This window comes from Aureimonas sp. ME7 (assembly GCF_903970965.1).
GTDB lineage: Bacteria > Pseudomonadota > Alphaproteobacteria > Rhizobiales > Rhizobiaceae > Aureimonas.
In genome coordinates this window covers 33,929-58,490 of record NZ_CAJCKW010000011.1, presented here as the reverse complement: position 1 = coordinate 58,490, position 24,562 = coordinate 33,929, and the positions used below count along the sequence as shown (strand labels likewise).

The window sequence follows — 24,562 nt, the reverse complement described above, 5'->3', positions numbered from 1 at the left end:
AGATGTCAGACGGCGAGATAGCGGTCCGTCCGGTGGTTGATCGCCAGAAACAGGTTGAGCACCAAAGCGCCGAGAACGGAATAGGCGACCGCGCCGGGAGAAACGGCCGTGAATGCGGTGACGAGCACCAGAAGATCGACGGCAAGCTGCGTCAACCCGGCGCGCCAGCCGAAACGGTCCTGCAGGTAGAGGGCGAGGATACCGACGCCCCCCGCACTTGAGCGATGGCGAAACAGGGCGAGGAGTCCGAAACCGAGCATGAGGCCGCCGAGGCAGGCCCCGAACAGCGGCTGGATATGGGCGAACTGGAGAAAGTCGCCGCTGAACGCCGTCATCAGCGAAAGCAGCACGACGGCGAAGGCCGTCTTGATCGTGAAGGCCCGGCCCATTCGACCGATGGCGAGACCGTAAAAGGGCAGGTTGAGCAAGAAGAACACGAGGCCGAAGTTCCACCCCGAAAGGTAGTGCACCACGAAGGCGAGGCCCGCCATCCCGCCGGTCAGGAAGCCGAGCGAGCCGAGAACCGAGATGCCGACGGCCGTCAGCGTGACCCCCGCGACGATGCCCAGTGCATCCTCCCACGGGCTGTGGCGGGTCGCCGTCGAGGCCCAGGAACCGAAGCGGTGCGCGCGCTTCGCGGATTCCTGTTCCAAGCGCTCGCCGGCTCGTTCGGTCTCTTTCAAACTCACGCTCTTCTCCGAACTTCAAACACGACGGGCGACGAGAATCGTGCCCGGCACGGGCTCGCCCCGATCGAGGCGGACCACGACCGATCGCTCGGCCCGCAACTCGTAGCCGGCCTCAGGGAGAAGCCGAGCAACGTAGGCGGGCGCGTGAGCATAACGCAGGGAAGGGCGCAGGACGAAGTCGTCCGTCGCCTTGTTGGACTCAGTGGATAGACCGAGCCATCCGCCGACCTCCTGAAGGGTGGCGAGGCGATCGAAGAGCGGGCGAAGATCGCCGAGATAGATCAGGACGTCGGCGGCGGTGACGAGATCGTAGGGGCGCCCGTCCGCGCGTGCGGCATCAAGTATGTCGCCTTCGCGAAGATCGTCGTAGATCGCCTTCCCGCGCGCCTTGTCCAGCATTCCGGTCGATAGGTCTATACCGTGAAGCCGCGCGCAGTGGGGGCGCAGCCGCTCGCCCATCAGGCCCGTTCCACAGCCGAGATCCAAGGCGGACGAAAGCGAGTTCGGCATGCCGGCGCCGAGCAGCATCTCGATCAGCTTATCAGGCACGCTGTATCCGAGCCGGCGCACCAGCGAGTCCTCGAAGGTGTCGGCATATTGGTCGAACAGGCCGGCGACGAAACTCGGCGAGGGCGCGCTCGGCACCGGCGCTTCGCCGATGCGCGCGAGCTTCAGCGAGGCACCGTAAGGGTCGAGCTCGTCCTCGGCGAGAACGGCGCGCAGGATCTCGGCCGCCGTCTCCCGGTCTCCGGCCTCGCCGGCCAACTCGGCCCAGCGAACGCGGCCGAGCAGCCAGCCGGGCGCGCGCTCCACCGCCTGACGCATCAGATCGGCCGCCGCCTCGAGCTCGCCCGCCCGGGCGTAGGCTTCGGCATAGTCGGCGCGGCGATCGGCGAGCGGGTCGCCGGAACGGTGCGTGGTCTGGAGCAAGGGGCCAAGGGTTCCGAAAGGGGCGCGAGGCGGTATGGAGGGCAACCGGCCCCGGATGCAAGCGGCTTCGCTTACCCCGGCGAAACGCCACCCTATCTATCGTCCCATGCCGCGCTTCGAAGACCTCCTGCGTCCGACGCCCGAAGGGCTCTTCTGCCCGCCGGGAAACTTCTACATCGACCCCGTGCGGCCCGTGGATCGCGCACTGGTGACGCACGGTCACGCCGATCACGCGCGACCGGGCAATGCGAGCGTCCTCGCCACGCGCCGGACGCTCGACATCATGGCGCTGCGCTACGGCGAGGATTTCGCCGAGGTCCGGCAGGTCGCCGAATGGGGCGAGCGGACGCAGATCAACGGCGTTTCGGTTTCCTTCCATCCGGCCGGTCACGTCCTTGGTTCGGCGCAAATCCTGGTGGAATGGGAGGGGATGCGCATCGTCGCGTCGGGCGACTACAAGCGACGCGAGGACCCGACCGCCGAGCCCTTCGAGCCGGTGCCCTGCGACGTCTTCATCACCGAGGCGACCTTCGCGCTTCCCGTGTTTCGCCATCCCGACAGCCGCGGCGAGGTGCGTAAGCTGATCCAGTCCACCCGTCAGTTTCCCGAACGCGCCCATCTCGTCGGCGCCTATGCGCTTGGCAAGGCGCAGCGCGTCATCCGCATGCTGCGCGAGGAGGGCTACCGCGAACCGATCTATATCCACGGTGCCCTTAAGAAGCTCTGCGACTTCTACGAGCGGGAGGGGATCGATCTGGGAGACCTGCGTCCGGCGACGATCGCACGGGGCAAGAGCGACGAAGGGGCGGCGAAGAGTGAGTTCGCGGGTGCCATCATCGTTGGGCCGCCCTCCGCCTTTGCCGACAAGTGGGCGCGGCGCTTTCCCGATCCAGTCTCGTGCTTTGCGAGCGGCTGGATGCGCGTGCGCCAGCGGGCGCGCCAGCGCGGCGTGGAACTGCCCCTGATCCTGTCGGATCACTGCGACTGGGACGAATTGATCGAGACCATTGCCGAGATCGCGCCGCAGGAAGTCTGGGTGACCCATGGGCGCGAGGAGGCGTTGGTGCGCTGGTGCGCGCTGCGCGGCGTGCGCGCCCGCCCGCTCCATCTCGTCGGATACGAGGACGAAGCGGAATAGGGCGCTCAGTCCCCCTGCCGGAGCATGGTCTCGAAACCTCCGAAGATCATGCGCTGCATCGAGAAGGGCATCTCGTCGTTGTCGAATTGCATGCGCGGGTCGGAGAAGACCTTTTGGACCGCCTCGTCCCGCACCGCCTTGGAGGGGTAGACGATCCACGAGAAGACGACGTTCTCGTCGGCTTCCGCCTTTACGGCTTTTCTGAAATCCGTGACCTTGCCGTCCTGGAGATCCTGCCCCCAGCACTCGACGACCTCCGTCGCGCCATATTCCCGGAAGATCGGGGCGGCCTTCTCCGCCACGGCGAGGTAGGCGTCCCGCTTGTCATGCGGGACCGGAATCAGGAAACCTTCGACATAGCTCATGGCTGGTCTCTCCATGCGCGGGGCGATTCAAGCGACAGTCTCGGCAGTTTGCTGAAAGCCCGGGAGGGCCGCGGGATCCATCCAGGCGATCTCCCAGATATGGCCATCCGGGTCCTCGAACGAACGTCCGTACATGAAGCCGTGATTCTGTGTCGGAGTCGGGTCCGCCACGCCGCCGGCGGCGACCGCCTTTTCCACCCATGCGTCGACATCCCCCCGGGTCTCTGTCGACAGGCACAAAAGAACCTGTGCCGTTTTGCGGGCATCGGAGATCGGACGTGGCGAGAACTGCATGAACTTCTCGTGCGTCAGCAGCATCACATGGATGACGTCCGAAACCACGATGCAGCTTGCCGTTTCGTCGCTGAACTGCCGGTTCCGTGGCCCGCCCACCGCCTCGTAGAAGGCGGTCGACGTCGCGAGGTCCCGCACCGGGAGATTGATGAAGATCAACTGGCTCATCCTGACTTATCCTCCAGTGCCGCGGAAATCCGTCCCGTCCGCTTGACGCAGCATCTCGCAGATAGTTATTAAAAGCAACAATGAAGTTAGAAAAAGAAACTAAAGACGATCGAGCGGCAAGCGACCGGCGTTGGCACTACCTCGATGCCTGCGCGGCGGCCCATGCCATGGAGCTTCTGGGCGAGCGCTGGACGCTTCTCGTGGTCCGCGAAATGATGACGGGACCGCGCCGGTTCAGCGATCTTCGCGCCGGCCTGCCGGGCATCAGCGCCAACATCCTGACGCAGCGCCTTCAATGGCTGGAGGAGGCGGGCGTTCTCCAGCGGCGCACGCTGCTGCCGCCGTCAGCCGCGAAGGTCTACGAGCTGACGGCATGGGGATACGAGGCCGAGCCAATCCTTCGCGTCCTGGGACGCTGGGGCGCTCGCTCGCCGTTTCACGACCCTTCGGCGAGCTTTTCCAGCGCTTCGCTGATGCTCTCGCTTCGCACGATGTTCGACGCGGGGATGGCAGGTGATTTTTCCGCGCGGGTCGGTTTCCGCCTCGGTCGCGAGATGCTGATCGCGACGGTGGGGGACGGTCGGCTTCTCGTGGCGGCAGGCTCCATCGACGCGGCCGATGCCGTTTTCGCAGGGGAGGCGCCGGCCGTGGCGGCCGCCATCTATGGCGGCCAGCCGCTCGAAGTGCTGGAAGACGGCGGGACGTTGCGGATCGAGGGAGACCGGGCGCTGGCGCGCCGGTTCGCGACCCTGTTTCCCCTGCCCGAGAAGGCGTCCCGCCCCGCCGGCTGATCCTTCGCGTCTATTCGGCGGCTTCGAGATAGGCGTATTGCGGCTCGGGCATCGCCTGCCGCTTGGCCGCGACGCCGGCATCACGCGCCAAGCCGGCGAAGATGCCACCGCGCTCGACCAGTTCGTCGAACGTGCCGCATTCGGCGATCGAGCCGTTGTCGAGGACGAGGATCTTGTCGGCCGACCGGATGGTGGACAGGCGATGCGCGATGACGAAGGTCGTGCGCCCCTTGCGCAGACGCTCCAGTGCGCCCTGGAGGCGGGTTTCCGTCGCGGTGTCGAGCGCGGAGGTGGCCTCGTCGAGGATCAGGATCGGCGCGTCCTTCAGAAGCGCGCGCGCGATCGCAAGGCGCTGGCGTTCGCCGCCCGACAGCCCGGCGCCGCGCTCGCCGACAGGCGCGGCGAAGCCCTCCGGCTTGCCCGTGATGAAGTCGTAGGCGCCCGCGAGCCTGGCGGCTTCCTCGATCTCGGCCATCGAGGCCTCGGGCCGGCCGATCGCGATGTTCTCACCGACCGAGCGGCTGAAAAGGCCGGCTTCCTGGAAGACCACGCCGATCGAGCCGCGCAGCGAGTTCAGCGTCACGTGGCGAATGTCCTGCCCGTCGATCGTGATGCGACCCTTTTCGGGATCGTAGGCGCGCTGGAGGAGGGAAAGGGCGGTGGACTTGCCCGAACCGGTCGGGCCGACGATGGCAACCGTTTCGCCGGGCGCCACCTCGAAGTCGAGCCCGCGGATAGCGCCCGACCCTTGCGGGTACTGGAAGGAGACGTTTTCGAAGCGCACGCGCCCTTGCGTGACCTCAAGCGGGACCGCGTCGGTGAACTCGATCACGTCGGAGCGCTCGCGCAGGACGCCGAAGAACTGCACCAGCATCGGCGCGCGGGTGAAGAGGCTCATCAAGAAGCCCGTGAGCTGGTCAAGCCGGCCAATCAGGAGCGTCGCGAAGCCGACGAAGGAAACGATCTCGCCGACGCTCGACTGCCCGTGCGAGGCGAGCCACGAGCCGTAGGCGAAGATCGAGACGATCGAGATGGACGAGGCGCCACGCGTCAGCACCGCCATCACGGCCCACCAGTTGAGCACCGGATATTGCGCGGCGAGGATGCGGTCGAGCGAAGAGCGGATCGAGCGCACCTCGAGCGGCACGGCGAGGAAGCTCTGCAGCATCGTGGCGTTGCCGAACAACTCGCCGACCGTGCCCGACACCTGCGTGAAGTGACCCTCCACATGGCTCTGGCCGCCCGACGTGCGCCGCACCACCGCGAGATTGACGATCGTGTAGACGCCGATCAGCACGCCGAGAAGAGACGCCAGCCGCCAGTTCATCCAGAACGCGACCGGCACGAGCACGCCGAGCGCGACGAAATTGCCGATCTGCTCTCGAAAGAGCGGCAGCCAGAAGTTGAACAGCGTATCGACGCCCGACGTCATGATGCGCATCAGGCTTCCCGACTGGGAGCGCGAGTGGAACGAGGCGGGAAGCGCCAGAACATGCTCGAAGAACGTGCCCATGGCTGCCAGACGTCGGCGATGCATCAGGCGGTCGCAAAGGAGCGAGATCGCCATGGCTGCCAGAAACGACACGAAGCTCGCCGCGCCCCACAGGAGCACGAGACCGAGCGCGTTCTCGCGTGCCAGAAGGGCGTTGATCGCATGGCCGAAAAGAACGGGCTCCGCCACCTGGATGCCGGCCAGCGCGACGCCGGCCAGGACGATGCCGGATGCCCGGCCGCGCTCAGGTGCCAGCAGGCGAATGGCTTGGACATAGGCTTGGAAGGCTTGAGATGCAGCGGACATGGCAGCCATCGATCATCGGCGCGACGGCTCGAATCATGAGCCGCCTCAAAAGCGCGGCGCTCATTCGCGCCGGTTTTTGTCCAAAACACGACTAAGCCGACTTGAAGCTGAAATGTTTGGCTCTATTTCGCTCCGACCTTTCCGTTCAGGCTGCGTTCAGCTTGGCGCCGGGTTGTTTCCAAGGACGTAGGGCGCAAGATGCCCCGCCGCGTAGGCCGCTCCGGCCGCCGAGGCGTGGAAGCCGTCGCGCGAGAACCCCGCCGGCTCGACGCGGGGAAGCGTGGTCGCCGGCACGACGCCGCGCTCTAGGCACAGCCGCTTGCCGAGCCGCGCCAGCATCCGCTCGCGCAGGCTGAGGACGTGGGCGAGACCGCGCGGCAGGGCCGGCACGCGCAGCATGTCCACCGGAGGCGACCAGACGATGCGCGCATCCGGCCAGCGGGCGCGCAACGCGTAGAGAAGCCCGCCGAAGCCGCGCTTGAAGCGCCGCGTGGAGTGGAAGTTCTTCACGTCGTTGGTGCCGACGCTGAGAAGAATGTGGGTGAAGGCGTCGCGTGCGATGTTGGGGACGATCAGGTCGCGCACATCGGCCGAAACGGCCGAGTTGGACCCCACCGCGCGCCAGACGACGGTTCGGCCCGTCAGCGCGTGCATGCGCTCGGCTAGCCGGGCCGCCAGCCCCTCCTCGATGCGATCGACGCCGACGCCCGCCGCCGACGAATCGCCGAGCACCAGAAGGCGGATGGCGTTCGCCGCCGGCGCGGCTTCGGATCCCGACACGCCGTGGCTCGGGCCCGTCGGCGGCAGCATCCGTTCGATGCGCCGCCGGATGCCGATGCCCTGCCAGATATAGACAGGCAGGAGCAGCCACGAGGCGAGGGCCGTGTTCATCGCGGGGCAGCCCTCAGGCCTTGAGCGCGTCGACGCCCGGCAGCGGCTTGCCTTCCATCCATTCGAGGAAGGCGCCGCCGGCGGTCGAGACGTAGGAGAAGCGCTCGGACACGCCTGCCTGGTTGAGAGCTGCGACCGTGTCGCCGCCGCCGGCGACCGACACGAGCTGGCCCTCGTCGGTGCGCGCGGCGGCATGGCGCGCGGCCGCCATCGTCGCCTTGTCGAACGGCTCGATCTCGAAGGCGCCGAGCGGGCCGTTCCAGACCAGCGTCTTCGACTTGTCGATCCACTCGGAAATCGCGCCGACGCTGGCCGGGCCGACGTCGAGGATCATGGCGTCGCCCGGCACGGCGTCGACAGATACCGTCTCGTTCGCCGCGTTCGCCTTGAACTCGCGCGCGACCACAGCGTCCACCGGCAGGAGGATCGTGCAGCCGCTCCTTTCCGCGGCCGCCATGATCTCGTTGGCGGTTCCCGCCAGATCATGCTCGCAGAGCGACTTGCCGACATCCTTGCTGAGCGCGGCCAGGAACGTATTGGCCATGCCGCCGCCGATCACGAGGCAATCGACCTTGGTGACGAGGTTCTGCAGGAGGTCGATCTTGGTCGAGACCTTGGCGCCGCCGACGATCGCGACGACCGGCTTTTCCGGATTGCCGAGACCCTTTTCCAGGGCTTCCAGTTCGGCCTGCATCGTGCGGCCGGCATAGGAGGGCAGATGATGCGCGAGCCCTTCGGTCGAGGCATGGGCGCGGTGCGCGGCGGAGAACGCGTCGTTCACGTAGACGTCGCCGAGCGCGGCGAGCTGCGAGACGAAGGTCTCGTCGTTCTTCTCTTCGCCCTCGTGGAAGCGCGTGTTCTCCAGAAGCAGGACGTCGCCGTCCTTCATGTTGGCGACAATGCCATCGGCGACCGGGCCGACGCAGTCCTCGGCAAAGCCGACCGGCTTGCCGAGCTTTTCCGCCAGAACGGGCACGATCGGCGCCAGCGACTGCGCGGGATCGACCTTGCCCTTCGGGCGGCCGAAATGGGCGAGCAGGATGGCGCGGCCGCCCTTGTCCGCGATCTCGCGGATCGTCGGCAGGATGCGCTCGATGCGCGTCGCGTCCGTGACCCTGCCGTCCTTCATCGGCACGTTGAGGTCCACGCGCACCAGGACGCGCTTGCTCGAAAGCGCGGCGTCGTCGAGCGTCTTGAACAGGGTCATGGCGTGGGCTCCGTATGGGGTGATGGCGCTTTGCGTCAGACGCGCTTGAAGAGAGTCGGGTAGTCGATCACCAGCCCGTCTTCGTCGACAGGCAGTTCGACCGAGAAACTGCGGTCCATTGCCTCGTAGCGGAACAGGGTGGGTGACAGTTCGGTATATCGCTGCTCGTCCACCAGCGGCTCGAACGTGTCGAAGCGCACGTAGAGCATGCGCAGGTCCGCCGGCTGCGACAGGCGGCCGGCGAGGCGGCGGATCGGGAGCGTGTTGGTGAACGGTGTTCCGGCGAGGTCAATGTCGATGCAGCCGTCCAGCGCGGTCCGATGCGCGCCGCTCTCGTCGGTCCAGCGCCCCGTCGCTTCCTGCGTCAGCGCCAGCCGCTGCCCCCGCGCCGTCGAAATCTCGAACCGCTCCACCCGCCAGCCGGCGTCGAGGTGGATCTCGTAGAAGATGCCGTAGGCGATGCCGCCCCGCTCGCCGATGACGGCCGAGCGTGCGACGACGCCCGAAGGCGTCGCCGAAAGATGCAGATGCTCCAGCCCCTCGCCCTCGACGGGCGCCCAGCGGACATCGCGGGAGGGGAGAGGCCGGAAGCCCATGATCGACCTCAGGCGGCGTTGTGCATCGCGATCGCGGTGTCCGACATGCGGTTGGAGAAGCCCCACTCGTTGTCGTACCAGGACAGGATGCGCACGAAGTTGCCGCCGAGCACCTTCACCTGATCCATGGCGAAGATGGAGGAGTGCGGGTCGTGGTTGAAGTCCACCGACACGTTCGGGTCGAGCGTGTAGCCGAGGATGCCCTTGAGCGGGCCTTCGGCGGCCGCGCGGATGGCGTTCTGCACTTCCTCGACCGTGGTGTCTCGCTTGGCGGTGAACTTGAAGTCCACCACCGACACATTCGGCGTCGGCACGCGGATCGAGGATCCGTCGAGCTTGCCCTTGAGCTGCGGCAGGACGAGGCCGAGCGCCTTGGCCGCGCCCGTCGAGGTCGGGATCATCGACAGGGCGGCGGCGCGCGCCCGGTAGAGGTCCTTGTGCATCGTGTCGAGCGTCGGCTGGTCGCCGGTGTAGGAATGGATCGTGGTCATGAAGCCGGTCTCGATGCCGATGGCTTCATCCAGGACCTTGGCGACCGGGGCGAGGCAGTTCGTCGTGCAGGACGCGTTGGAGACGATCCGGTCGCTCGCCTTCAGCGTCTTGTCGTTGACGCCGAAGACCACCGTCTTTTCGTCGGCCGCGTTGGTCAGCGGGCCGGAGATCAGCACCTTCTTGGCGCCCGCTTCCAGGTGCGCCGAGGCCTTGGCCGGGTCGGTGAAGATGCCGGTGCATTCGAAGGCGATGTCGATGCCGAGCTCGCCCCAGGGCAGGTTCTTCGGATCGCGCTCGGCGGTCACGCGCATGGGCCCGCGCCCGACGTCGATCGTGTTGCCGTCGACCTTCACGGTGCCGGGAAAGCGGCCATGGACCGAATCGTAGCGGATCAGGTGAGCGTTGGTCTCGACCGGGCCGAGGTCGTTGATGGCGACCACTTCGACGTCGGTGCGGCCGGACTCGATGATGGCGCGCAGAACGTTGCGGCCGATGCGACCGAAACCGTTGATGGCGACGCGAACTGCCATGGTCTTCTTCTCCTCAAGGGACGCGGCCGGAATGGCCGGAGCGTCCGAAGCCTGCCCGAAAGGGCGCGGCGAATGGGTGGTCCCGGCCCGAGATAGGGCCTCGGGCGTTCGATGTCAGCCGCGCCGGGCGCGCTCGTTCCGCGAAGGGAGGGTGTGCGGGACGGCGATGACGGGTGGATGACGATGCGAGGGCGCGACCATGATCGAGGTCGCCGAAACGGCCGCGCGGACATCCTCCGCCTGCCGTTGCAAGTCGTGCCGGGCCATCATCCGTCGCGCATTCCTCCGCGGCTTCGCCCGTGGCGATTAAGAGGATTCGTCGTTCGGTTGGCACACATCATAGGTACTCCACGCGTGTCAATCACGCGGGCGAAACGGGCCTCGTCCTGCCTTCGGCGCTTTTCAAACCGTGGTCGGTCACGTTAAAGCGTGAAACACGACCGCGCTCGCGCGCCCCGCCGGGCGTTCGATGCGCAACCTCGACGGCGGAGGGCAAATGATGGATGCGGGAAACCCGCTGGGCGATGCGACCTATCGGCTCCAGAAGGCTCTGGAGCGATTGGAGAACGCCGTCGACGCGCGTTTGTCCCGCGACCATGTCGTCCTGTCGGTAGAGGAGGAAGTGCAGCGGATGACGGCCGATCGCTCCCGCCTCGCCGGCGAACTCGACACCGCCCTGACGCGGGCGCAGCGCCTGGAGGCGGCCAACCGGGAAGTCTCGCGCCGGCTGGTGAACGCGATGGAATCCATCCGCGACGTTCTGGCCGAGCGCCGAGCCTGAACCGACCCGTTTCAGCGGAGACTTGAAGGCCCATGCCCCAGATCGTCGTCACCATCGATGGCAAGACCTACCGCATGGCCTGCGCCGAAGGCGAGGAAGCGCATCTCGAGGGCCTGGCCGCCGGGCTCGACGCGCGCGTCGCGGAACTGCGAGGCTCGTTCGGCGAGATCGGCGACCTGCGCATGATGGTGATGGCCGCCATCATGGTTTCGGACGAACTCGACGATGCGAAGACCCAACTGGCCGAAGCGCAGGCGCGTGTGGCCGAGTTCGAGGCGGGCGCGGCACGTTCGGCCGACGGACGGCGGGAGGGCGACGAGCGGCTGACGGAGCACCTCCTCGGCATTTCCGACGTGGTGGAGCGCATTGCCGCGAAGCTGGAAACCGGGCGCGACTGATCGTCGGAGCGATCCTTCGCTGCTAGCCCATGGAAACGCGGCGGGGAGGGTGCTATATCTCGTTGCGGCGGGCTGCGCGGTTCGACAGGGATAACTTATTCCCCGGGGCCTTACGCATCCCTAAGGGAGCTGTTCCTGCCTCGGCTCGTGGGCTGGGGCATACGGCGCCCACCTACTCTGTAGGTTCCCGGGATCGATCTTCTCATCGGCCGAGGTGGCTCGCCACTCCTCTCGCCCTTCGCTAGATGCGGTGCCACTGCATCGCCGCCGCGAGGGAGAACCATGCCTGATATCGCCATCCTGAAGGCCGAGCTTCGACGTGTTGCGCGAGCGCGCCGCGACGCGTTGCCGGAAACCTGGCGCGCTGAGGCGTCGCTGGCGATCGTCGACGGCTTGAAGCGGTGCCTGCCGGATGGCGATCTCGCCACGGTCGGTGCCTATCTTCCCATTCGCTCGGAGATCGATCCCCGGCCGGCGATGCAATGGCTGTGGGCGCGGGGCGCGCGCCTCGCCGTGCCGGCGATCGTGGAGGGCGAACTCGACTTTCGGGAACTCGCCCCCGGCGCCGCTCTGGAGCCGCAAGGCCTCGGCACGGTCGCGCCGGGTCCGGGTGCCGGGCGCCTCGACCCGGCGATCCTCCTCGTGCCGCTTCTCGCCTTCGACGCGCGCGGCGCGCGGATCGGCTACGGTAAGGGGTTCTACGACCGGGCGATCGAGCGTCTCCACGCTCTGAACCCTTCCCTCCTCACCGTCGGCCTTGCTTTCGAGGCGCAGGGCGTGGACGAGGTGCCGGTCGATGCGCGGGACAGGTTCCTCGATTTCGTGGTTACGGAAAACGGAGTTCGGGCCCCCAGCGCATCGGCTTCTCCGGCGTGACCGAGGGGCGGTTGCGGCTGGGTGCCGCGAAGATCTGCGACCAGTAGGGGCGAGGGTTCCCGGCGAGCTTGGCGCCCGCGAACCCGATCTCGGTGACGTTGGGGTTCAAGAGATTCTTGCGGTGGCCGGGCGAGTTGATCCAACCGACCATCGCGGCGTCGTAGCTCTGATATCCGCGCCCGATGTTCTCGGCAGTCGTACCCCAATGGTAGCCCGCGCCTTCCACGCGGCCGGGCAGGGCGCCCGCCACCGCATGGTCCATCTTGTCGCGCCGTGCCATCGCCTCGCTCTGCGAGGCGGCCGCTCGCATCAGTCGGTCGTCGATGCGCAGCGGTTTCAGTCCGTTTTCGGCGCGGAAGGCGTTGACCGCCGCCAGCCCTTGCGCCCGGTCGATCGCCATCGCTTCCATGTCGGAGCGCGGCGTGCTGGTGGCACATGCCGCCAGAAGGCTGGTCGCCAGCATCGCGCCGAGCGCTTTCGTTCGTCCCGTCATCCGTTTGTTCGCCTGTCCATGCCGGTCCGCCCTCGCAACGCGCCTCGGCGCGCGCTAGGTCGTTGGAAACTTCGTTTGTCGGGAGATTCGCCTCGTGATCGAACTCTACACCTGGACCACGCCGAACGGCGAAAAGCCTGTCATTCTTCTGGAAGAACTTGGGCTGCCCTACGATCTGCGCCTTCTCGACATTTCGACGGGCAAACAGAAGGAATCCGACTTTCTTGCGATCAACCCCAACGGCCGCATTCCGGCGCTGGTGGACGAGGAGGTTCGGGTCTTCGAGTCGGGCGCGATCCTGATCCATCTGGCCGAAAAGACGGGCAAGCTTCTGGCGGCCGGCGGCGCGGCCCGCGCCGAGGCGCTCGGCTGGGTGTTCTTCCAGGCCGGCGGCACGGGGCCGATGATCGGGCAGGTCCACTACTTCCGCAACGCGTCCGAGAGAAGCGAGTTCGCCATTCGCCGCTTCGAGAAGGAGGCCGAACGCCTGCTCGGCGTTCTCGACGCGCATCTCGCCTCCCGCGAATATCTCGCGGGTGACTACTCGATCGCCGACGTGATGAACTTCTCCTGGGCCAAGGCCGGGCTGAGGGCACTGGACGCCGCCGAGCGCTATCCCGCCCTCGCCGCGTGGGTCGAGCGCGTCGGCCAGCGCCCAGCCGTCGTTCGGGCGCTGGAAAAGCTGAAGGCGGCCAAGGAAGCCCTGTCCGCATGAGGTTCCTGTTCCTCGGCGACATGGTGGGCCGCACCGGGCGCACGGCGGTCGCGCAGCGGCTGCCGGGCCTCGTTTCCGACTGGCGGCTCGATTTCGTCGTCGTCAACGGCGAGAACGCGGCCGGCGGCTTCGGCATCACCGAGGAGATCTTCGAGGAAACCTGCGCCGCCGGCGCCGACGTGGTGACCACCGGCAACCACGTGTTCGACCAGCGAGAGGCGCTGAGCTTCGCCGGGCGGCACGACCGCTTCCTGCGCCCGGCGAACTATCCGAAGGGAACGCCCGGGCGCGGATCCTGCCTCGTGGAGGCGCGCAACGGGGCCCGCGTCCTCGTCGCCAACGTCATGGGGCGCGTCTTCATGCACCCCGAACTCGACGATCCGTTCCGCGCGATCGAGGACATCGTTTCGGCCTGCCCGCTCGGCGAGCAGGCGGACGCCGTGATCGTCGATTTCCACGCCGAAGCGACGAGCGAGAAGCAGTGCTTCGGCCACTTCCTCGACGGGCGGGCGTCGGTCGTCGTCGGCACCCATACCCACGTGCCGACGGCCGACTATCAGATCCTGCCCGGCGGCACGGCCTACCAGTCGGACGCCGGCATGTGCGGCGACTACGATTCATCGCTCGGCATGGATAAGGAAGAACCGCTGAACCGCTTCGTCACCAAGGTGCCGCGCGGCCGCTTCGAGGCGGCGGCGGGGCCGGCGACGATCTGCGGGCTGGCGGTGGAGATCTCGGACCGGACGGGCCTTGCCGAGCGGGTCGCCGCCGTGCGCCTCGGCCCGAGGCTGACGGAGGCCGTTCCCGACTTCTGGTGAGCGCCGGAGAATGGCCGCATTCGCGGCGTTCCGTCGCGGCGGCCGAAACAGGGAGCGGGACCCTTGCCTTCGAACCAGACCCGCCTTCACCTCATGGGGGTTCTTCTGTCGTTGATTTCCTTCGCGACCTCGGCCCCCGCGATCCCGCGCCATCACCACGGACCGACGCTCCGCCAGCCCTCCCAGATCCAACTGGACGACGACGACGACGAACGCGAGAAGGAAGCCGCAATCCTCGACGGCGAGGACGAGAAGGCGAACGCGGCCGGCAATCGCCGGCGCCGCTGAGCGTCAGACGCCGCTCAGAATCACCACGGTCGGCTGGCGAGGCAGTGTACGGGCCGACAGAGTGATCGAAGCTTCCTTTCGCCGTTCCACCGCGAAGTCGGGGATCTGCGACAGGAACTGTTCGATCGGCGTGCGGAAGCGGTGCATCGGCAGGACCACCGACGAGTGCAGCCTTTGAGCGATCTCACCCATGCCCGCCTGGCTCATGGTCCACGATCCGTCCACGGGCACCATCAGGACGTCGAGCCGGCCGATCGCGGCATAGTCGTCTTCCGTCAGCTTGTGGTGGAGATGGCCGAGATGCCCGATGCAAAGGCCCGACGCCTCGAAGATGAAGATCGAGTTGCCGTCCGGCTCGAACGTGCCGAAGCGGTTGATGTCGGTCGGCACGTTGCGGACGAGGACGTCCCCGACGCTCACCGCATGATGCGCCGCGCCCCCGCCGGGGTTCCAGCCGCGCAGCACCGTGCCGATGCCGGGGTCGGGATGGTCGGTGTAGTGGGTCGAGTGCGCCTTGTTCATAGTCACGGCATCCGGCGGCTCGGCGCCGCCGTGATAGCCGGAATAGTCGGTGGCGATGCGAACGCCCTCGGCACTCTCGATCAGATAGGTCGAATGGTGGACGAAGGTGATCCGCACCTCGCCGCGCGTGTTGGCGGCAAGGCGGGTCGGCGCTTCCGCCGCGTCCAGCGCCGCATAGCGCGCGCCGGGCACGCGATCGGCGATCGAGAGGCACGAGCTGACGGGCGTTTCCTGCGCGAAAGCCGGGGGAGTCGCGCCCAAGACGAAGGCGAGACCGAGGAGGAGATGCCGCATCGCTGGAAACCTCGCGAGGGGTGCCGTCCGGCGAGACTGCGCTCGATCACACGCGCATCCCAACTCATTTTCCGGTGATCGGCCCGCTTCCGCCGGTTCTGGACGTGAGCCGCCCGAGATTTTATAGGATCGACTTCATCGATCCGAGAACACAAGCCAAGAACAGGTGCCGCAATGGCCGGTCATTCCCAATTCAAGAACATCATGCATCGCAAGGGCCGGCAGGACGCCGTGCGGTCCAAGATGTTCTCGAAACTCGCGCGCGAGATCACGGTCGCGGCCAAGAGCGGCACGCCCGACCCGGACATGAACCCGCGTCTTCGCCTGGCGGTCAACAACGCCAAGGCGCAGTCCATGCCCAAGGACAACATCCAGCGCGCCATCAGCAAGGGTTCGGGCGCCGATACCGAGAACTACGACGAGGTGCGCTACGAAGGCTACGGGCCGGGCGGCGTCGCCGTGATCGTCGAGGCGCTGACCGACAACCGCAACCGCACCGCCTCCAACGTTCGCTCGTACTTCACGAAGTCGGGCGGAGCGCTCGGCGAAACCAACTCGGTGTCCTTCCTGTGGGATCGAGTGGGCGAGATCGTCTACCCGCCGAGCGCGGGCGATGCCGACAAGGTCATGGAAGCGGCGATCGAGGGTGGAGCGGACGACGTCCAGAGCGACGAGGACGGCCACCGCATCATCACCGCCTTCGGGGATCTCGGCGACGTGTCCGCAGCGCTGGAAAAGAGCCTCGGCGAGGCGGAAAGCGTCAAGATCATCTGGCGCCCGCAGACCAACACGCCGGTGGACGAGGACAAGGCGCAGAGCGTGCTACGGCTCATCGCCAATCTCGAGGACGACGACGACGTTCAGAATGTCTACGCCAACTTCGAGGTGGACGAGGAAACGCTGGCCAAGCTTTCCGCCGCCTAACTTGCAAAGCGTTTAAAACGGGAGAGGCCGCGCCGGCTCGTCTCGCGCGGCCTTTCTCGCATCAGGTCTTCGGCGCAGCGGCCTTCCTGGTTTCCGCCGCCGGTACGATCGCCTCCGACACGAGTCGGTGCAGGTCCTGCACGTAGCCCGAACGAGCCGAGGGTTGGCTTTCGTCGGAGGTGATGGCGACGGTGAGATCGAGGTCAGGGATCACGTAGATCATCTGTCCGCCATAGCCCCAGCCGTAGCGCCCCTCGTGGCCGGCGAACGTGTCGATGAACCAGCCGTATCCGTAGCGCCCGTCGTGGAAGCGGGAGGTGGTGCGAGGTGTCCAGGACTGGCGGATCCAGTCCTCCGACAGGACGCGCGTTCCATCCTCCGCCACGCCGCCGCGCCGGTAGAGTTCGCCGAAAGCCAGAAGCGAGCGGGGCGTCATCGCCATCTGGTTTCCGCCGAGATAAACCCCTTGCGGATCGCGCTCCCAGTCGGTCACCCGGACGCCGGCCGGCCCCAGCCATTCGCGCGCCAGCGCCAGCGTGCTCTTTCCGCCGGCCTTCGTCAGGATGGCGGAGAGAAGATGGGTCGAGCCGGTGGAATATAGCATCTCCGCGCCGGGTTCGGCGACGAAGGGGCGGCGGAGCGCGTCGCGCACCCAGTTGCGCGAGGAGATCCAGGCGCCGTAGTTGCCGCCGGACGTGCGCTCCAGCCCGGCCTGCATGGACAGGAGGTTGCCGATCGTCACCCGAGCCAAGCGCGGGTCGGGATCGGCGGGAAAGTCGGCGCGCAGGAAATCGGCGATCGGCTGATCCGGTCCTTCGATCAGACCCTTGTCGATGGCGATGCCGACAAGGGCGGAGATCACCGATTTGGAAGCCGACTTGATGTTGGCGGCGCGATCGGTCCGGCTGGCGCGAAAGCCGCGATCGACGGCGACATCACCGGCTTGCGCGATCTGCAGCGTTCGAAGCGCTGGAAGCGTGCCCGCGCGCTGAACGGCCTCATCGAAATCGGGCGTCGCGGCTACGCCCTGATTGGCCGTCCGGGCTTCGGACGGAACGGGTGGTGACGCATCCTGCGCTAGGGCGGGAAGCGGCAGGGCCAGCGCGACAAGGATCGCGGCCGTCGGGTGTAGGGATCGGATCATGGGAGCAAGATGGGACGGCAATTCGCTGATCGCCACGGCACCTCACCGAAGCTTGTGCGCGCCGTCGTTCCGCTTCGTTTTCGATCCGTTCACTCTTTGTCTTTAGTTCGAGACGATCTACGGTGAACAAAGGTTCAACACCCACATGCTTCAGGAGCGGACCATTCGTATCATCGGGATTGATCCCGGCCTGCGGCGCACTGGTTGGGGCGTCGTCGAGACGGCCGGCAACTCGCTTCGCTTCGTCGCCAGCGGCACTGTGACGTCGGACGGCAAGTTGGAACTCGCCATACGGCTGCGCCAGTTGCACGACGGGCTGACCGAGGTGCTGCAGCGTTTCGTGCCGGACGAAGCCGCCGTGGAACAGACCTTCGTCAACAAGGACGCCGTGGCGACGCTGAAGCTCGGCCAGGCGCGCGGCATCGCACTTCTCGTTCCTTCGCTGGCGGGGCTCTCCGTCGCCGAATATGCGCCGAACGCCGTCAAGAAGGCTGTGATTGGCGTCGGCCACGGGGAAAAGAAGCAGATCCATATGATGGTCAAGGTCCTGATGCCGAAGGCGACTTTCGACACGGACGATGCCGCCGACGCTCTTGCGATCGCCATTTGCCACACCCATCACCGCCAATCCGCACAAGCTCGCGCGGCCTACGCGGCGCTGTGATGTTCTTGACTTGTTCCGTTGTGGAGGTTAGGTAATACCGATCGGTATTACCGAGGGCGAGGCAATGCGAGTGACCGAGAAGGGGCAGGTGACGATCCCCAAGCCGATCCGCGACAAGCTCGGGATCGGACCGGGAAGCGAGGTCGAGTTCGTCAGCCGTGCCGACCGCGTCTTTCTCGAGAAATATGTCGACGGCGGGCCCGAAGGCGATCCGGCGGAAGCGCTGCTGCGCCACATCGATCGCAACGCGGGACGCTTCGCGTTGGGAGATATGCAGGCTGACGCGGTGATGAAGCTTCTGCGCGACTGAGCGATGAAGACCTTGTGCGATACGAATATCCTGATCGACCTCTATGGTGTGGATCAGGACTGGCACGAGTGGTCTCGTGATCGCGTCGCGGCCGCACGCCGTAAGGGCCCTCTTGCTATCAATCCTCTGATCGTGGCGGAGTTTTCGGTCGGGTTCGAGGACGAAGCTGAAGTCTTTCAGCTGCTCGACAAGGCCCTATTCGATCATGAGCCGCTCCCATGGGGCGCGGCTTTCCCAGCGGGTCGCGCCTTCCTGAACTACCGCCGCCAGATAGGCGAGAAGCGCTCGCCGCTTCCCGACTTCTACATCGGCGCGCACGCATCCGTCGCCGGCCATCGCCTTTTAACGCGCGATGCCGCCCGCTACCGCGCCTATTTTCCCAACCTCGAGATCATCTGCCCGGAGACGCATCCTTGATCGGCAAGTTGAAGGGCACCGTCGACGAGGTCGAGGAGGATACGGTGACGCTCGACGTCCACGGCGTCGGCTATGTCGCCTTTTGCGGGGCGCGTACGCTGGCGGGCCTGCCGGGCCGTGGCGAGGCGGCCTCGCTCTTCATCGAGACCTATGTGCGCGAGGACATGATCCGGCTCTACGGCTTCGCCTCCGCGGTCGAGCGGGACTGGTTTCGGCTGCTTCAGAGCGTGCAGGGGGTCGGCGCCAAGGTGGCGTTGGCCGTCGTCGGCACGTTGTCGGCGGGCGATCTCGCCAACGCCATCGCCCTTCAGGATCGCACGATGGTGGCGCGCGCGCCCGGCGTCGGACCGAAGGTCGCCGCGCGCATCGTCGCCGAGCTGAAGGACAAGGCGCCGGCCTTTTCGGGCGCGGCTTCCGTCGAAAGCTTCGGGTTGAAGCGAGAGCTCGGCGAGGGCGTCGCCCTGGCGCCGATCGCGGATGCGGTTTCGGCCCTCGTCAATCTCGGCTATTCCCGCGAGCAGGCGGCGGGCGCGGTCGCCGCCGCCGTGAAGGACGGCGGCGAGGATGCCCCGTCCACCACGCTGATCCGCCTCGGCCTGAAGGCGCTCAGCCGATGAATGCGCGTAAGGTTCGATGAGCGACACCCGTTTGATCACCCCGGAAAAGCGCGGCGAGGACGTCGATGCCTCGCTGCGTCCGCAGCGGCTGGAGGAGTTCGTCGGACAGGCGTCGGCGCGCGCCAACCTCAAGATCTTCATCGAAGCGGCCAAGACGCGCGGCGAAGCGCTGGATCACGTTCTCTTCGTCGGCCCGCCGGGGCTCGGGAAGACGACGCTCGCCCAGATCATGGCCAAGGAGCTTGGCGTCAACTTCCGCTCCACGTCCGGCCCGGTGATTGCCAAGGCCGGGGATCTGGCGGCGCTCCTTACCAATCTCGAAGAGCGCGACGTCCTGTTCATCGACGAAATCCATCGCCTCAGCCCGGCGGTCGAGGAAATCCTCTACCCCGCGATGGAGGATTTCCAGCTCGACCTAATCATCGGCGAGGGGCCTGCGGCGCGCTCGGTGAAGATAGACCTGTCCAAGTTCACGCTGGTGGCCGCCACGACGCGCATCGGCCTCCTGACGACACCGCTGCGCGACCGTTTCGGCATTCCGGTGCGGCTCAACTTCTATACGATCGAAGAGCTCGAACACATCGTCAAGCGCGGCGCGCGGCTGATGAGCTTGGCCATGGGCGACGACGGCGCGCGCGAGATCGCTCGCCGCGCGCGCGGCACGCCCCGCATCGCCGGTCGCCTCCTGCGGCGGGTGCGCGACTTCGCGACCATGGCGGGGTCGGAAGTGGTGGACCGTCGCATCGCGGACGAGGCGCTGACCCGGCTCGACGTGGATTCGCTCGGGCTCGACCAGCTCGATCGCCGCTATCTCGACCTCATCGCGCTCAACTTCGGCGGCGGTCCGGTCGGCATCGAGACCATCGCCGCCGCGCTGTCGGAGCCGCGCGACGCGATCGAGGACATCGTCGAGCCTTATCTCCTGCAGCAGGGCTTCATCCAGCGCACGCCGCGCGGGCGGCTCCTGACCCAGCATGCGTTCCGCCATCTCGGGCTCGCCGTGCCTTCGACCTATCAGGGCGTGCAGTCGAGTCTCTTCGAAGAGGGTGCCGACGAATAGGCGTATCAGAAAGGGCGGGGCCACGAGACCCCGCCCTTCCATGAGGTGCGAAACCGATCAGTTCTTGAGCGCGGCGGACTGGTCGCTCATGCGCCCGATGCCGAAGAACAGGGTCTCACCGGAGGAATCGTCCACCCCGTCGTTGTCGGTGACGACGAAGCCGTTGCCGTCGCGGTCGATCGCGAGGCCCTCGACCTTGTCGACGACGTAGCCGTTGGTCTGCGCCCGCAGGGCGGGCAGGAGATCACGCACCACCGTCTTCGAGACAGTCGGCAAATCCCCGCCAAGCGGCGCTGGCTTCAGGTTGGACAAGGCGACGCGCGTGATCTGCTTCAGCCGGGCGGCGTCGCCGATCAGGTTGTCGCGCTCGATCAGATAGGCATCATCGCCCGACACCGTCAGCTCCGACAGGCCGACCCACGCACCCTCGGCCGGGGGCGCTTCCAGCGGGTAGCGAACGGCGCCCCATTCCTTCGATGTGAGGTCGTAGGCGAGAAGCTTGGTTGTGTTCTTCGGGTCGTCCTTCCAGGGGCGCTGCACGGCGATCCAGAGCCGGTCGCCGACCTTGGCGATGCCCTCGGCGCCGAACCGCGTCTGGTGTTCGAGAAGCGCGGCGGGGAACGTGACCTTCTCCAGGACCTTGCCGGCCGCATCGACATGCACGAGCTGATGCGGGACCTCCTTCTCGGGGTTGCCCTCGCTCGCCAGCCAGAAACCGCCGTTGTCGTCCGGCGTGACTCCCTCGATGTCCAGCTTGGCCGCCGGCTTGTCGCCTTCTGTCACGATCGTGGCATCCGTGATCCGCGCCGGTTTGGAGCCGGCGTCGATCGCGTAGATCGTCGGTGCCTTGCCGTACGCGCTGTCGCTGGCGGCGAAGAAGCGTTCCGGCTGGGCGGGATCGGCGACAAGAGCGCCCAGCGCGCCCCAGCCGATCGGGTGCCCGTCCTTCTCGACCGAGACGATCTGCGGGTAGGCCGGCGTGCCTTCACTCCGCTCGTACAGCATCACATGGCTGCGAGCGGCGTCGTCCTCGACCAGATCCGCCTCGTTGACAGTGGCGATGAGATTGCGGCCGGGGATGGCGACCGCGCCTTCCGGCGAGATGCCCGACGGCAGAAGCTGGACGAACTCCGGCGCCGCGCCCGTATCGCGGTAAACGCCGACCACCGAGCCGCGTTCGGCGAGGGCGAAGATGTATCGCTTCCCGCCGAACTCGGCGACCTCCAAGCCTTCGGGCTCGATGCCCTTGGCGTCGGAGCGCTTGTCCGGGTAGTGGCCGGCCTTGGCCGCTTCCATCTCGAAGCTCGGGCCGGACTCGTAGGAGATGCTGCCGTCACGGTTGAAGATCGTGAAGCCGCGCGTTCCGCCCTTCCAGTCGCCTTCGTTGGCGACCACGAGGCGATCTGTGCCCAACCACTTGATCGCGTCGGGCTCGCGCGGGCGCGCCTCGATCGTGTCGGTAAAGGCGATGCGTCCGTCGTCCTGCGCATCGACGCCTTCCAGTGCTAGCGCGCCGGCGCTGAAGTGGCCCGTCACCTTGCCGGTCGACCCATCGATGATGACGATGTGATTGTTTTCCTGAAGCGTGACCGCCAACTCGTTGCGCTCGTTGAAGGAAACGAATTCCGGCTCCGGGTCGTCGGCGCCGACTTCCGCAAGACCGGTCAGCTCGACGCGACGAAGCGACGCGCAGTCCGGGGCGCCGTTCTTCAAGGGCAGGATGACGACGAAGCCGGCCGGCATCTGGGGCAGCGCACCGTCGTTCACGTCCTCGTCGCGCTCGTTCTCGATCGCGACGGCGACGAGCGAGCCGTCCGGCGACACCGCGACGGAGTCCGGCTGGCCGCCGAGGTCGCAGCGCGCCGCGATCGAACGGTCCGCGAAGGCGACGGTGGCGAGGAAGCCGGAGGGGTTGGCGCGGTTTTGCGACGTGTTGACGCCGACGAGGACGTTGGTACCCGCCACGGCGACCGAGGTCGGCTCGCCGCCTTCGAACGGGGTGTAGCCGCCGGCCTTCGGCGCGCGGGCGTCGGTGATGTCGATGAAGCCGATGCCACCATGCGGGCTGTCGGAATAGACCAGCGTGTTGCCGTCCGGCGAGGCGGCGACGATCTCGGCGGATGTTGCGCTTTTCGGGTCCGTGCCGGCCGGCAGGTTGGCCGCGACGGGAAAGGAGGCGATCCGGTTGAAGACGGGCTCGGCGGCTGCCGGCATCGCGGTGCCGGCGAGAAGCGCCACGAGGGCGGGCAGGTGGATCGGGCGCATGGCAACCTTCCGGTTCGTGTTCGGTCGGCTCCTCCAATCAGCCGGGGATCACGATGGGATGACGCTCGCGTGACGGATCGATGACGGGGCGCGCCGCGTCGCTTGGCAGCCTGTCGCGGGACGGGCTATGAGCGGGCGATGAGCGATACCCACACTCTGTCCGGCGAACTGACCGAAACGGGCCATCGGCTCGACGTTCGCGTCTACTTCGAGGACACCGACTTTTCCGGCGTCGTGTACCACGCACGCTACCTGCATTTCCTGGAGCGCGGGCGAACGGACTATCTGCGCCTTCACGGTATCGGCCACCGTGAGCTGATGGCCGGGACGTTCGGCGAGCCGATGGCGTTCGCGGTCCGGCGCATGGAGATCGAGTTCCTACGCCCGGCCCGGATCGACGACGTGCTTCGGGTGGAAACGAGAACGACGCTTCTCGGCGGCGCGCGGGTGGTGCTCGACCAGCGCATCCTGCGCGGCGAGGAGGTGCTCGTCGAGGCCAAGGTGAAGGTCGCGGTGATCTCGCCGGAGGGCAAGCCGCGCCGCATGCCGGCGGCGGTCGCCGAGCGCCTCGGCGGGCCGGGCGGGGAGGAGGCCACCGCCTGACGCCCGCTCCTGGCGGCCATCCTCGAAGGGGGAATTTTTCCCTCGCACACGATTTGTTAACCCTAACGATGCTTGATCAAGTTCGAAGGGCCAGCTGCGTCACGCCATTCTTTCACCGGAATCCCCGGCGAAAGGGGCGGGATCGACGAAGCTTCGAAGCTGATCGAACCGGCTGGGGGCTCGCCCGGCCGCCGCCGAACGGCTCGGCTCGCAACTGATCGGCCGAAAGGCCAGACCGCTCCGCCGGATTCTGAGGAACGCAAGGGTTATGAACGAGGTCGCTCAGACTGCGCTGGCCGCACCCGCCCACGACATGTCCCTTCTGGGATTGTTCTGGCAGGCCGGGTTCATCGTCAAGTTCGTGATGCTGGGGCTGCTCGTGGCGTCCGTCTGGACCTGGGCGATCATCTTCGACAAATGGCAGCGCTACAGCCGCTTCCGCCGCCAGCTCAACCAGTTCGAGAACAACTTCTGGTCCGGCCAGTCTCTCGAAGAGCTCTACCACACGCTCTCCGACCGCAAGACGAGCGGCATGGGCGCGCTGTTCGTCGCCGCCATGCGCGAATGGAAGAAGAGCTTCGAGAAGGGCGCCCGCTCGCCGATCGGTCTGCAGACCCGCATCGAAAAGGCGATGGACGTCACCATGGCGCGCGAGATGGAGGGGCTGGAGTCCCGCCTCGGCTTCCTGGCGACCGTCGGCTCCGCCGCGCCGTTCATTGGGCTCTTCGGCACGGTGGTCGGCATCATGACCTCGTTCCAGTCGATCGCCGCGTCCGAGCAAACGAGCCTGGCCGTCGTCGCGCCCGGCATCGCCGAGGCGCTTCTGGCGACGGCGATCGGCCTCGTCGCCGCCATCCCCGCAGTCATCGCCTACAACAAGCTGTCGGCGGATGCCGGCAAGCTCGGCTCGCGCCTCGAAGCCTTCGCCGACGAGTTCTCGTCCATCCTGTCCCGTCAGATCGATGAGAAGGCCGCGCGCTAAGCGCGTCGCTTCTTCCGGTCGTTTCCATTCTTTCGAAGGGTCGTTTCCATGGGCATGTCGACGGGAGCTGCATCGTCGGGCGGGTCGCGCCGGGGTCGGCGTGCGCGCAAGGCTCCCATGGCCGAGATCAACATGACGCCGATGGTGGACGTCATGCTGGTGCTGCTGATTATCTTCATGGTGGCCGCGCCCCTGATGACGGTCGGCGTTCCGTTGGAGCTGCCCAAGACCAATGCCAAGGCGCTGAGCGCCCAGAAGCAGCCGATTACGATCTCCGTCCAGAAGGGTGGCGAGATCTTCCTGCAGGAAACGCCCGTCGCGCCCGACGCCGTCGTCGAGCAGCTCAAGGCGATCGCGGAAGCGGGCTACGAGGAGCGCATCTTCCTGCGCGCCGACAGCTCGGCCGACTACGGCACGGTGATGCGCGTCATGTCGCGCATCTCGGCCGCCGGCTTCAAGAACATCGGTCTCGTGACCTCGCAGGAAACCGCGGGAAGCTGAC

Annotated in this window: 30 protein-coding genes and 1 other RNA gene; 18 read left to right on the top strand and 13 right to left on the bottom strand. The window is 66.8% G+C overall.

Annotated features, from left to right (window positions below; translation table 11 throughout):
• Nucleotides 1-5: 5 nt before the first annotated feature.
• Both H7A85_RS16895 and H7A85_RS16890 read right to left on the bottom strand, forming a co-directional pair.
• Nucleotides 6-653: a YitT family protein gene (locus H7A85_RS16895; protein WP_182087171.1), complete on the bottom strand. Its 648-nt coding sequence runs from the start codon at nucleotides 651-653 to the stop codon at nucleotides 6-8.
• Between the two features lie 51 nt (nucleotides 654-704).
• Nucleotides 705-1,619, bottom strand: coding sequence for a methyltransferase (locus H7A85_RS16890; RefSeq protein ID WP_182087135.1), 915 nt, complete (start codon nucleotides 1,617-1,619; stop codon nucleotides 705-707).
• Nucleotides 1,620-1,725: 106 nt separating this feature from the next.
• Between H7A85_RS16890 and H7A85_RS16885 the strand changes: the two genes are divergently transcribed.
• Nucleotides 1,726-2,757, top strand: a complete 1,032-nt coding sequence (locus tag H7A85_RS16885; protein WP_182087134.1) for a ligase-associated DNA damage response exonuclease — start codon at nucleotides 1,726-1,728, stop codon at nucleotides 2,755-2,757.
• Between the two features lie 5 nt (nucleotides 2,758-2,762).
• Here the strand turns inward: H7A85_RS16885 and H7A85_RS16880 are convergent, their stop codons facing one another.
• Together H7A85_RS16880 and H7A85_RS16875 are read right to left on the bottom strand one after the other, a co-directional pair.
• Nucleotides 2,763-3,122, bottom strand: a complete 360-nt coding sequence (locus H7A85_RS16880) for a DUF1428 domain-containing protein (RefSeq protein ID WP_182087133.1) — start codon at nucleotides 3,120-3,122, stop codon at nucleotides 2,763-2,765.
• A 27-nt stretch (nucleotides 3,123-3,149) separates the two neighbouring features.
• Nucleotides 3,150-3,584 (bottom strand): VOC family protein, encoded by a 435-nt coding sequence (locus tag H7A85_RS16875; RefSeq protein WP_182087132.1) that lies wholly within the window; start codon nucleotides 3,582-3,584, stop codon nucleotides 3,150-3,152.
• Nucleotides 3,585-3,664: 80 nt separating this feature from the next.
• On the opposite strand from H7A85_RS16875, the gene H7A85_RS16870 reads away from it, so the two are divergent.
• The gene (locus tag H7A85_RS16870; RefSeq protein WP_182087131.1) at nucleotides 3,665-4,375 is read left to right on the top strand and encodes a helix-turn-helix domain-containing protein; all 711 of its coding nucleotides are present in this window, start codon (nucleotides 3,665-3,667) and stop codon (nucleotides 4,373-4,375) included.
• Nucleotides 4,376-4,385: 10 nt separating this feature from the next.
• On the opposite strand, the gene H7A85_RS16865 is transcribed toward H7A85_RS16870, so the two are convergent.
• The 5 genes from H7A85_RS16865 to gap all read right to left on the bottom strand — a co-directional run bounded on the left by H7A85_RS16865 (nucleotide 4,386) and on the right by gap (nucleotide 9,889).
• Complete coding sequence (locus H7A85_RS16865; RefSeq protein WP_244631244.1) at nucleotides 4,386-6,173, bottom strand: glucan export ABC transporter ATP-binding protein; 1,788 nt, start codon at nucleotides 6,171-6,173, stop codon at nucleotides 4,386-4,388.
• A gap of 156 nt (nucleotides 6,174-6,329) precedes the next feature.
• A complete protein-coding gene (locus H7A85_RS16860; protein WP_182087129.1) occupies nucleotides 6,330-7,064 on the bottom strand; it encodes an SGNH/GDSL hydrolase family protein in 735 nt (244 codons plus the stop codon).
• 13 nt (nucleotides 7,065-7,077) lie between these two features.
• A complete protein-coding gene (locus H7A85_RS16855) occupies nucleotides 7,078-8,271 on the bottom strand; it encodes a phosphoglycerate kinase (RefSeq protein ID WP_182087128.1) in 1,194 nt (397 codons plus the stop codon).
• 35 nt (nucleotides 8,272-8,306) lie between these two features.
• The gene (locus H7A85_RS16850) at nucleotides 8,307-8,867 is read right to left on the bottom strand and encodes a putative glycolipid-binding domain-containing protein (RefSeq protein ID WP_182087127.1); all 561 of its coding nucleotides are present in this window, start codon (nucleotides 8,865-8,867) and stop codon (nucleotides 8,307-8,309) included.
• A gap of 8 nt (nucleotides 8,868-8,875) precedes the next feature.
• Nucleotides 8,876-9,889, bottom strand: coding sequence for a type I glyceraldehyde-3-phosphate dehydrogenase (gap, locus tag H7A85_RS16845; protein WP_182087126.1), 1,014 nt, complete (start codon nucleotides 9,887-9,889; stop codon nucleotides 8,876-8,878).
• A gap of 499 nt (nucleotides 9,890-10,388) precedes the next feature.
• On the opposite strand from gap, the gene H7A85_RS16840 reads away from it, so the two are divergent.
• From H7A85_RS16840 to H7A85_RS16825, 4 genes are all read left to right on the top strand, one after another.
• A complete protein-coding gene (locus H7A85_RS16840) occupies nucleotides 10,389-10,670 on the top strand; it encodes a DUF4164 domain-containing protein (RefSeq protein ID WP_244631248.1) in 282 nt (93 codons plus the stop codon).
• A 32-nt stretch (nucleotides 10,671-10,702) separates the two neighbouring features.
• Nucleotides 10,703-11,068 (top strand): cell division protein ZapA, encoded by a 366-nt coding sequence (gene zapA / locus H7A85_RS16835; RefSeq protein WP_182087124.1) that lies wholly within the window; start codon nucleotides 10,703-10,705, stop codon nucleotides 11,066-11,068.
• Nucleotides 11,069-11,134: 66 nt separating this feature from the next.
• Nucleotides 11,135-11,293: non-coding RNA, 6S RNA (ssrS, locus tag H7A85_RS16830), on the top strand.
• Between the two features lie 57 nt (nucleotides 11,294-11,350).
• Nucleotides 11,351-11,944, top strand: coding sequence for a 5-formyltetrahydrofolate cyclo-ligase (locus H7A85_RS16825; RefSeq protein ID WP_182087123.1), 594 nt, complete (start codon nucleotides 11,351-11,353; stop codon nucleotides 11,942-11,944).
• Here the strand turns inward: H7A85_RS16825 and H7A85_RS16820 are convergent.
• A complete protein-coding gene (locus H7A85_RS16820; RefSeq protein WP_182087122.1) occupies nucleotides 11,895-12,437 on the bottom strand; it encodes a CAP domain-containing protein in 543 nt (180 codons plus the stop codon). The two genes, H7A85_RS16825 and H7A85_RS16820, sit on opposite strands and share 50 nt — an antisense overlap.
• A 94-nt stretch (nucleotides 12,438-12,531) precedes the next feature.
• On the opposite strand from H7A85_RS16820, the gene H7A85_RS16815 reads away from it, so the two are divergent.
• The 3 genes from H7A85_RS16815 to H7A85_RS16805 all read left to right on the top strand — a co-directional run bounded on the left by H7A85_RS16815 (nucleotide 12,532) and on the right by H7A85_RS16805 (nucleotide 14,258).
• The gene (locus tag H7A85_RS16815; RefSeq protein ID WP_182087121.1) at nucleotides 12,532-13,152 is read left to right on the top strand and encodes a glutathione S-transferase N-terminal domain-containing protein; all 621 of its coding nucleotides are present in this window, start codon (nucleotides 12,532-12,534) and stop codon (nucleotides 13,150-13,152) included.
• Entirely contained in the window at nucleotides 13,149-13,970 is an 822-nt protein-coding gene (locus H7A85_RS16810) for a TIGR00282 family metallophosphoesterase (protein WP_182087120.1), read from the top strand. The genes H7A85_RS16815 and H7A85_RS16810 overlap by 4 nt, the downstream gene beginning before the upstream one ends.
• Before the next feature lie 63 nt (nucleotides 13,971-14,033).
• Nucleotides 14,034-14,258, top strand: coding sequence for a hypothetical protein (locus tag H7A85_RS16805; RefSeq protein WP_182087119.1), 225 nt, complete (start codon nucleotides 14,034-14,036; stop codon nucleotides 14,256-14,258).
• 3 nt (nucleotides 14,259-14,261) lie between these two features.
• Here H7A85_RS16805 and H7A85_RS16800 read toward each other — a convergent pair whose 3' ends face one another.
• Complete coding sequence (locus H7A85_RS16800) at nucleotides 14,262-15,074, bottom strand: MBL fold metallo-hydrolase (RefSeq protein WP_182087118.1); 813 nt, start codon at nucleotides 15,072-15,074, stop codon at nucleotides 14,262-14,264.
• Nucleotides 15,075-15,248: 174 nt separating this feature from the next.
• On the opposite strand from H7A85_RS16800, the gene H7A85_RS16795 reads away from it, so the two are divergent.
• The gene (locus tag H7A85_RS16795) at nucleotides 15,249-15,998 is read left to right on the top strand and encodes a YebC/PmpR family DNA-binding transcriptional regulator (RefSeq protein ID WP_182087117.1); all 750 of its coding nucleotides are present in this window, start codon (nucleotides 15,249-15,251) and stop codon (nucleotides 15,996-15,998) included.
• A 61-nt stretch (nucleotides 15,999-16,059) separates the two neighbouring features.
• Here the strand turns inward: H7A85_RS16795 and H7A85_RS16790 are convergent, their stop codons facing one another.
• Nucleotides 16,060-17,142 (bottom strand): serine hydrolase, encoded by a 1,083-nt coding sequence (locus tag H7A85_RS16790; protein WP_182087116.1) that lies wholly within the window; start codon nucleotides 17,140-17,142, stop codon nucleotides 16,060-16,062.
• A 145-nt stretch (nucleotides 17,143-17,287) separates the two neighbouring features.
• Here H7A85_RS16790 and ruvC point away from each other — a divergent pair, with 145 nt between their 5' ends.
• The 5 genes from ruvC to ruvB all read left to right on the top strand — a co-directional run bounded on the left by ruvC (nucleotide 17,288) and on the right by ruvB (nucleotide 20,210).
• Entirely contained in the window at nucleotides 17,288-17,806 is a 519-nt protein-coding gene (gene ruvC / locus H7A85_RS16785; protein ID WP_182087115.1) for a crossover junction endodeoxyribonuclease RuvC, read from the top strand.
• A gap of 64 nt (nucleotides 17,807-17,870) precedes the next feature.
• Nucleotides 17,871-18,116, top strand: a complete 246-nt coding sequence (locus H7A85_RS16780; protein ID WP_182087114.1) for an AbrB/MazE/SpoVT family DNA-binding domain-containing protein — start codon at nucleotides 17,871-17,873, stop codon at nucleotides 18,114-18,116.
• 3 nt (nucleotides 18,117-18,119) lie between these two features.
• Nucleotides 18,120-18,533 (top strand): type II toxin-antitoxin system VapC family toxin, encoded by a 414-nt coding sequence (locus H7A85_RS16775; RefSeq protein WP_182087113.1) that lies wholly within the window; start codon nucleotides 18,120-18,122, stop codon nucleotides 18,531-18,533.
• The gene (gene ruvA, locus H7A85_RS16770) at nucleotides 18,530-19,150 is read left to right on the top strand and encodes a Holliday junction branch migration protein RuvA (RefSeq protein ID WP_182087112.1); all 621 of its coding nucleotides are present in this window, start codon (nucleotides 18,530-18,532) and stop codon (nucleotides 19,148-19,150) included. The genes H7A85_RS16775 and ruvA overlap by 4 nt, the downstream gene beginning before the upstream one ends.
• A 16-nt stretch (nucleotides 19,151-19,166) precedes the next feature.
• Entirely contained in the window at nucleotides 19,167-20,210 is a 1,044-nt protein-coding gene (ruvB, locus tag H7A85_RS16765; protein WP_182087111.1) for a Holliday junction branch migration DNA helicase RuvB, read from the top strand.
• A gap of 57 nt (nucleotides 20,211-20,267) precedes the next feature.
• Here the strand turns inward: ruvB and H7A85_RS16760 are convergent, their stop codons facing one another.
• Nucleotides 20,268-22,424, bottom strand: a complete 2,157-nt coding sequence (locus tag H7A85_RS16760; RefSeq protein ID WP_244631247.1) for an esterase-like activity of phytase family protein — start codon at nucleotides 22,422-22,424, stop codon at nucleotides 20,268-20,270.
• A gap of 189 nt (nucleotides 22,425-22,613) precedes the next feature.
• Here H7A85_RS16760 and ybgC point away from each other — a divergent pair, with 189 nt between their 5' ends.
• The 3 genes from ybgC (at nucleotide 22,614) to tolR (ending at nucleotide 24,561) form a co-directional block, all read left to right on the top strand.
• Nucleotides 22,614-23,078 carry a tol-pal system-associated acyl-CoA thioesterase gene (ybgC, locus tag H7A85_RS16755; RefSeq protein WP_182087109.1) on the top strand — a complete coding sequence of 155 codons (465 nt, stop codon included), beginning with the start codon at nucleotides 22,614-22,616 and terminating at the stop codon, nucleotides 23,076-23,078.
• Between the two features lie 268 nt (nucleotides 23,079-23,346).
• A complete protein-coding gene (tolQ, locus tag H7A85_RS16750; RefSeq protein WP_182087108.1) occupies nucleotides 23,347-24,060 on the top strand; it encodes a protein TolQ in 714 nt (237 codons plus the stop codon).
• Between the two features lie 48 nt (nucleotides 24,061-24,108).
• Nucleotides 24,109-24,561: a protein TolR gene (tolR, locus tag H7A85_RS16745; protein ID WP_182087107.1), complete on the top strand. Its 453-nt coding sequence runs from the start codon at nucleotides 24,109-24,111 to the stop codon at nucleotides 24,559-24,561.
• Nucleotide 24,562 lies beyond the last annotated feature (1 nt).